This is a genomic window from Corallococcus llansteffanensis (assembly GCF_003612055.1).
Taxonomy (GTDB): domain Bacteria; phylum Myxococcota; class Myxococcia; order Myxococcales; family Myxococcaceae; genus Corallococcus; species Corallococcus llansteffanensis.
In genome coordinates, this window is record NZ_RAWB01000532.1 from 1 (window position 1) to 6,921 (window position 6,921).

The 6,921-nt window shown below is 73.4% G+C and carries 4 protein-coding genes; all 4 read right to left on the minus strand.

Annotated elements, in window-relative coordinates; translation table 11 throughout:
• Nucleotides 1-649, minus strand: a 649-nt coding sequence (locus D7V93_RS34180; RefSeq protein ID WP_120647367.1) for a hypothetical protein, incomplete at its 3' end; no start/stop codon positions are given.
• An 8-nt stretch (nucleotides 650-657) separates the two neighbouring features.
• On the minus strand, nucleotides 658-3,246 hold the full coding sequence (locus D7V93_RS34185; protein ID WP_120647368.1) for a TonB-dependent receptor plug domain-containing protein: 2,589 nt from the start codon (nucleotides 3,244-3,246) through the stop codon (nucleotides 658-660).
• A gap of 228 nt (nucleotides 3,247-3,474) precedes the next feature.
• The gene (locus tag D7V93_RS34190) at nucleotides 3,475-4,395 is read right to left on the minus strand and encodes a PhnD/SsuA/transferrin family substrate-binding protein (RefSeq protein ID WP_120647369.1); all 921 of its coding nucleotides are present in this window, start codon (nucleotides 4,393-4,395) and stop codon (nucleotides 3,475-3,477) included.
• The gene (locus D7V93_RS34195) at nucleotides 4,392-6,905 is read right to left on the minus strand and encodes a tetratricopeptide repeat protein (protein WP_120647370.1); all 2,514 of its coding nucleotides are present in this window, start codon (nucleotides 6,903-6,905) and stop codon (nucleotides 4,392-4,394) included. Before D7V93_RS34195 ends, D7V93_RS34190 begins: the two co-directional genes overlap by 4 nt.
• Between the last annotated feature and the right edge of the window lie 16 nt (nucleotides 6,906-6,921).

The following is a 6,921-nucleotide window of genomic DNA, read 5'->3' on the forward strand; positions in this document are numbered from 1 at the left end:
CCCATGCGCGGAGCACCCGGACCAGCGGCGATGCCGTCAGCCGTCCGAAGCGATCCACCCCCTGCACCCACGCGCGGCCCGCCTCCACGCCCCACTCCAGCAGGCACGAGTCCTCGGGCGCCACGTGCTGCACCTGGGTCCGTCGGTGCGCGTACTTGGGCGCGCCCGTCTCATCCACCGGCGCGTCCAGGAGCGCGTTCGCCGCCAGCTCGTGCGCCACGTCCGCCACGAGCCCGGCCGCCACGCGCGAACCTCCCGCCTCCAGCACCGCCGCCGAGGCCGCCTCGCACGCCGGCCCCACGTCCGCCACCTGCGACAGCCGCGCGCGAGACACCACGGCCTCGGGGGGCAAAAGACTGTCCCCACGCAGGAGCGCGGCCAGCAGCCGCACCTCCCAGGCGGAGGGTTCGCCGTCCGCCTCGCGCGTCGCCAGCAGCAGCGCTGGCGGCGCTTGGTCCAGCAGCGCCGCCTGGGCAGCACCGAGCCGCCCGTCGAAGAGCACCAGCTTGCGCGTGGGGCCTGCCCCATGCCGCAGCAGGAGCCCATCCCGGGCGAGCGCCCCCGCCGCCCGCTCCATCGTGGCGGGCGTCAGGGACTCGTCCGGAGTCAGCTCCAGCAGGGGGTTCTTCGAAGGCGTCGCGGTTTCCAAAGGGCCTACTAGTAACGCAGCCGGATTTCGCTGAAGAGGCCCTGGGGAGGCGCGGGGAAGCCGTGCGACTCCTCGTACTGAGCGTTGAAGAGGTTGGTGCCCAGGAGCGACACCGCCACGCGCTCGTGCACCTGGAAGCCCACGCGCGCGGAGGCCGTGATGTAGCTGGGCATCCGCACGCGGGTCGTCGTGCCGCTGATCTCGTCCACGACGAAGCCCGGGTCGAAGCGCGGGCCCACGAAGAGGCCGTAGATCTCCACGAACGCGACCTTGCCGATGTTGGTCCGGCCGCGGGCGTAGATGCGGTGGCTGGGCGCATAGTCCAGCGCGTAGTCCGGGCCGCCGTCCGCGGGCAGCGCCCGGGCGTCCAGGAACTGGTAGGCCACGTCGAAGGAGGAGTTGAGGGCCGGCACCTGCGCGGCCGCCTCCGCCTCGAAGCCCGCCACGCGCGCGTCGCCCAGGTTCTTGAACTGCGACGTGGAGCCGAAGAGAAGCTCCTGATTGATGAAGTTGTTGGCGCGGTTGTAGAAGGCCGTGCCCGTCAGGCGCACCTTGCGGTCCAGCGGCCAGAAGTCCACCGCGGCCTCCACCGTGTCCAGCGTCTCCGCCTTCAGCGCCGGGTTGCCCAGGAGCGTGGCGGCGTACATCTGCTGGTTGATGGCGAGCTCCGCCAGGGTGGGCGCGCGGAAGGCGCGGCCGTAGTTGGTGCGCAGCGTGAGCAGCTCCGGGATGGCGTGGAAGACGACGCTCGCGCGCGGGGAGATCTGATCCGTGCGCGAGGTCCACACGCGCTCGGGGATCTGGTAGCGGTCGTAGCGGGCGCCCGCGCCCAGCACCAGCCGGTCCGTGGCGCGGTACTCCGCGTCCACGAAGCCGCCCAGGATGGTCTGCCGGGTGTCGTCCAGCCCCAGGCCGGAGAGGATGTTCTGGTTGTTCACCTGGTCGGCCTTCACGTCGCCGCCCACGGTGAGCGACAGCCGGTCCAGGGAGAAGAGGGCCCGGGCCTCGCCGCCCAGCCGGCGGCGCTTGCCCAGCGCGGACTCCAGCGCGCCCGTGACCTGGTTCTCCAGCGCCACGTCGCGGCGCTTGAAGAAGGCGTAGCCCTGGGCGAACACGCGCACGTTCTCGTTCACCTGCTGATCCACCTGGATGGCGGTGTTCAGGTTCTGGACGTGCTCGTTGTCCTGCGACGTGTAGTGGCAGCGGCCGCAGTTACCCACGGTGGAGATGTTCTGCCCGCCCGGGCGGCCGATGTTGCCGTCCGTGAAGTCCGCGTCCAGCGACACGGCCCCGACGCGCACCTTGCCGTTGACCTGGTGCACCAGCGAGTCCTCGTTGTCGTCCACCTGGCCCACGCGCGGATCATTGAAGAGCTGCGGGCCGTCCGAGCCGAAGCCGTAGTAGCCGAGCAGCGCCTCCACGGGCCCGCCCTTGCCGGCCACGGTGGTCTGCAGCCGCCACGTCTTGTCCTGCCCCGCGAGGATGCGCGCGTCCGCGCCGATGCTCTGGCCCTTGGGGATGAGGTCCGCGGGCTGCCGCTCGATGATGTTGATGACGCCGCTGAAGGCGTTGGAGCCGTAGAGCGACGAACCCGGGCCGCGAATCACTTCCACCTGCTTGAGGTTCGTGAGCGGCGTCGTCTCATCCGCGTAGAACTGGCCCGTCCAGGGGTCCGTCAGCGGACGGCCATCCTTCAGGAGCAGGAGGCGGTTGGACAGGTAGTTGGAGCCCAGGCCGCGCGCGCTCACCGCCGCCTTGCGCATGGAGCCCCGGCGGCACTCCATGCCGGGGAAGTACTGGATGGCCTCGCAGAGGGAGAACTGGCCGGTGCCCTCCAGCTCCTCGGCGGGGATCCACGACACCGTGAGGGGCACGTCCGCGATGCGCTGGCGGCGCTTGGACGCCGTCGTCACCACCGCCTCGCTGAGCACGCGGTTGACGGACTCCTCCAGCGAGGACGCGGCCAGCGGATCCGGCCCGTCCAGGCCCGCGAGCCCCGAGGGCGGCGGCATGGCGCGGTCCGGGCTGGGCTCCGTGAAGGGCGCGCGGTCGGGCACGTTGCTGCTGCTGCCCAGCGGCTCCGACGCCGGCAGGGGCACGCCCCCGGCGGTGGCGGCGGGCGTCGCGGCGGGCACGTCCGAGGGCGGCGGCGTCGCGGCCACGGGCGGGCTGGCGGGCACACCCGGCGAGGCGACCGGCAGCGGATCCGTGCCAGGCAGCGCCGCGGCCGGGGAGTACGGATCCACCGGAGGCGTCGCCGAGGGCTCGCTGGCGAGCGCGGGATCCTCCACGGACAGCCCCGTGGTGTCCGGAGCGGTCGTCGCGGGGGGCGGCGTCACCGGAGCGGCCCCCTTGCCCTTGCGCGGCTTCGCGGCGCGGGGGGCGCGCGGAGTGGTGGCGGCAGGAGTCCGCTTGGTGCGCACGGGCTTCGTGCGCGTCTTCGGCGCGGGCTCGGCCGCGTCCTGAGCCTGGCCAACGGCCGGAGCCAGCAGGCTCAGGGCGCACAGCACCAGAGGCAGGTACATGCGCGCGCTCTTGCGTCCCAAGACCATCTTCGCCGCATGGTTTTGCGGCCCACAGTACCCAGTCGAGTCCATCGTTCTCAATTCCACGAGGGGAAGCAGAGAGCCTTCAGCGGTCCTGTACGCCCCGGTTCAAAGCCGACGCGCCTGACAATCGTCCAACCGGGCGAACTTCCACCCCTGAACGATAGCGCTCACGCCGGGAAGCTACCGCAGTCACTCCACCGGGGCCAAGTCGTGGCCGCTGATCGGGCAAATCCCGCGAGTCACCCTCTTCGTGCTCGCGGATCAGCACTCCCGGGTTCAGTCGTCCGGCTGCTCCGAGGACACGGCCAGATCGTCCGCGAACGGCGGCAGCGCCGGCCCCAGCAGCTCCGAGCGCACCAGCGCCGGCGTCTCCACCCGCAGCTCGGGCGCGTCCGCGAAGACGGGCTGGCGCTTGGGCGGGCCCTGCGTCACGAGCCGGCGGAAGTCCTCGAATTCGCGGCCCGGAATGGCGGAGAAGGCGTCGAACGGGGCGACCGCTCCCACCGTGGACAGGGACTGGGACAACGCGTCCGCCCCGCCCTTGAGGTCCACCAGCACCGCGCCCGGCACCTTGCCGCTGCGGAAGAGCACGCGCATGTCGCGGGGCACGTGCGCCACCGGCACGAGCGCGACCTCCGCGCCCTTCGCCTCCAGCATCTTCACCGCCGACTCCACGTTGGGCACCGGCACCAGCTTGAAATGACGCTGCGCGTCCAGGTCGCCGCCCAGGACGACGTGGGAGACGAACTTCGGATCCGAGGGGCCCGCGCCCTTGACGAGCGCCATGCGCTTGCCGGCGAGGTCCTTCACGGAGCCCTTCTGGGTGGAGATGAGGGCCCAGCGCTGCTGCGTCTCACCGGCGCGCGGCGCGTACGCCACGGGCTGGGCCTTGGCGCCCAGCTGGACCGCGGCCCAGGCGTCCACCACGGCGAAGTCGATGAGCCCCTCCCCCACCGCCTTGGAGAAGTCCTCGTAGCGGCCGAAGCTGCGGGCGGCCACGGGGCGGCCCAGGCTGGCCTCCATCTTCTGGGCCAGCGCCTCGGCGTACTGGAAGCGCTCCTGCCCGTCCGACAGCGAGGTGGCGAGGAACACGCCCAGGGTCGCCTTCTTCGGCGCCGCGGACGCGGGGACGGCTGCGAGGAACAACACGGCGGCGAGCACCTGGCTCCACCGCGCGACCAACGAGGGCGTCTTCACGGCGTCTCCTCCGCGGTGACCCCGGACGGCGCGGCGCCCTGGGCGTCGCCGAGTCCATAGAGTCCCTGCAGGCGATCCTTCCACTCCCGCACCTGGGCGGCGCGGGGACCCGCGCCCGCCGCCAGATAGCGGCGCCACGCGTCCACGGCCTCGGCGGGCTCGTGGCGGCGCTCCTGCGCGTCGATGCCCAGGTTGAGCGCCGCGACGGGCACGCTGTTCTCCAGGCGCTTCCAGGCCGCGAGCGCACCCGCGGTGCCGCCCTGGCGCCACTCCACGCACGCCAGGTTGTGCTGCACCAGCGCGTCGTCGGGCGACGTCGCGAGGGCGGCCCTCAGGGCCTTCTCGGACGCCTTCATGTTGCCGGAGGCATACGCGAGCGCCGCCTCGCGCCGCAGGAGCGCGCCGGTGAGGGCGCCCGTCCAGCGGGGCTGCCCGGGCATGGGCTTCTTCTGCGCCGCGGTGAGCAGCTTGCGCGAGGGCGCCACCTTGCCCTGGCGGTACAGCACCCACGCGTCCGCCAGCGCGCGGGAGTTGGGCCAGGCCCAGTCCGGCGCGGGGGTGAGCGCGCGCTTGATGCCCGCCGACGCGTCCGCGAACCGCCCCTCCTCCGCGCGCGTGAGCGCCCGGGCGAAGGTGGCCAGCTTGGCGAGGTCCGTGCGCTTGCCGGTGCCCAGGCGGTCCACCGCGTCCAGGTCCCGGTTCGCCGCGGCCGCGTCGCCGGTCTCCAGCTTCGAGAGGGCCCGGCGCACCAGCACGCGCGGCAGGTTCGCCTCCGCCACCTTCGCGGCGACCTTGGAGGGCCCCGCGTCCGTCAGCCGCTGCACGGCGGCGTCCACCTGGCCCAGCTCCACCTCCGCGAGCGCGGCGCCCGCGGACGCCTCCGCGCGCTGATCCGGCTCCTGGGTGGCTTCCCCGGCCTGGGTGAACGCGGTGAGCGCGGCCTGCGCGTCGCCTCCGCCCAGCCGCGCGTAGCCCAGCAGCAGGTGCTCGCGCCAGGTCGCGCCCGGCAGCGTCACGGCGCCCTCCAGCACCTTGCGGGCCTCCGCGTACTGGCGGCCGTCCAGCAGCACCGCGCCCAGGCGGCGGCCCATGGGCACGGAGCGGTCCAGGTCATAGGCGCGGCGCAGATCGCGCACGGCGTCGTCCAGGCGCTGCGTGCCGGCGCGGTCGCGCGCGCGGTGGGCCAGCGCCCGGGCCAGCCACTGCTTCGCGTTGGTGTTGTTGGGTTCGACCTGGAGCGCGCTGCCGTAGTCCTCGATGGCCTGGTCCCACTGGCCGGTGGCGAAGTGATCCGCCCCCAGCAGGTTCCAGCCCAGCGCCTGGCGCGGCGCCATCTCCACCACGCGCCGGTGCACCTCCACCGCGCGCTGGAAGCGGCCGGCGCGGCGGTTGACGGAGCCCAGCGTCGCCCACAGCTCCAGGCTGCCGCCGCCCGCCTTCACCGCGCTCTCCAGGAACTGGATGGCCTCCTCGTGGCGCGACTGCGCCTGGAGCGCCTTGCCCACGGCGATCTGCCCCATCAGCAGGCCCGGCTGCAGCGCCAGCACCTTGCGGAACTCGGCCTCCGCCTGCGCGGGCTGCTTCTGCGCGAGCCGCACGTCACCCAGCAGCAGGTGGGAGGCGGGCGTGTCGCTCACCTTCACCAGGGCCAGCGCCTGCGTCTCGGCGCGCGGCACGTCCCCGGCGGCGAGGTACAGCCGCGCCAGCCTCTCCTTCGGCTCCGGCACCTGGGGAAACTTCGTCACCAGCCGCTCCAGCAGCGCGCGGGCCTCCGGCACGCGGCCCTCCAGCTCCAGCACGGAGGCGAGGCCGATCTGCGCGGGCGCGGACTCCGGCCGGCCCGCCTGGGACTTCTCGAAGGCGGCGCGCGCGGCGGGGGCGTCCCGGCGCAGCAGGTGCGCCTTGCCCAGCAGCTCGTGGATCTGGAAGTCGTTGCCGGCGAGCTTCTCCGGGCGCAGCGTCAGGTAGCGCTGCAGCCGCGTCACGGCCCGGTTCCCGTCCTGGGCGTACAGGTAATAGCTGGCCAGGTAGTAGTGGACGATGAGGTGGTCGGGCTGATCCGCGGCGGCCACCTTCTCCAGCACCGGCACGGCCTCCGCGAAGCGGCGCAGCTTGAAGTACGCCGTGCCCAGCGGGTACGCGAGCGTCAGGTCCTCCGGGTTCTGGGTGAACACCGGCTGCACGCGCGCCACCGTGCGCTGGAAGTCCTGGATCGCGTTGGCGGCGGTGCCCAGGCCCGCGGCGGACGCGACGGAGCGCGGATCCTCGCCGAGCGCCTGTTCGAAGAGCTGGAGCGCCTTGCGGAACTTCTCCTCCGCCTCCTTCTTGTCGCCCTGGGCGAGGGCGGCGTTGGCGGACACGAGCACCTGGTCGCCCTGCTCCGCGAGGCGCTGGGCCTCCGTGGCGGGGGGCGGCCGGAACTGCGCGAGCGCCGTCGGCGGGCCCGCCAGCGTGGCCAGCAGGACGAGCGCGGTGGAGACACGGCGCGGGGGACGGGAGGATGGGCGCATGCGGTTCGTCACGGCG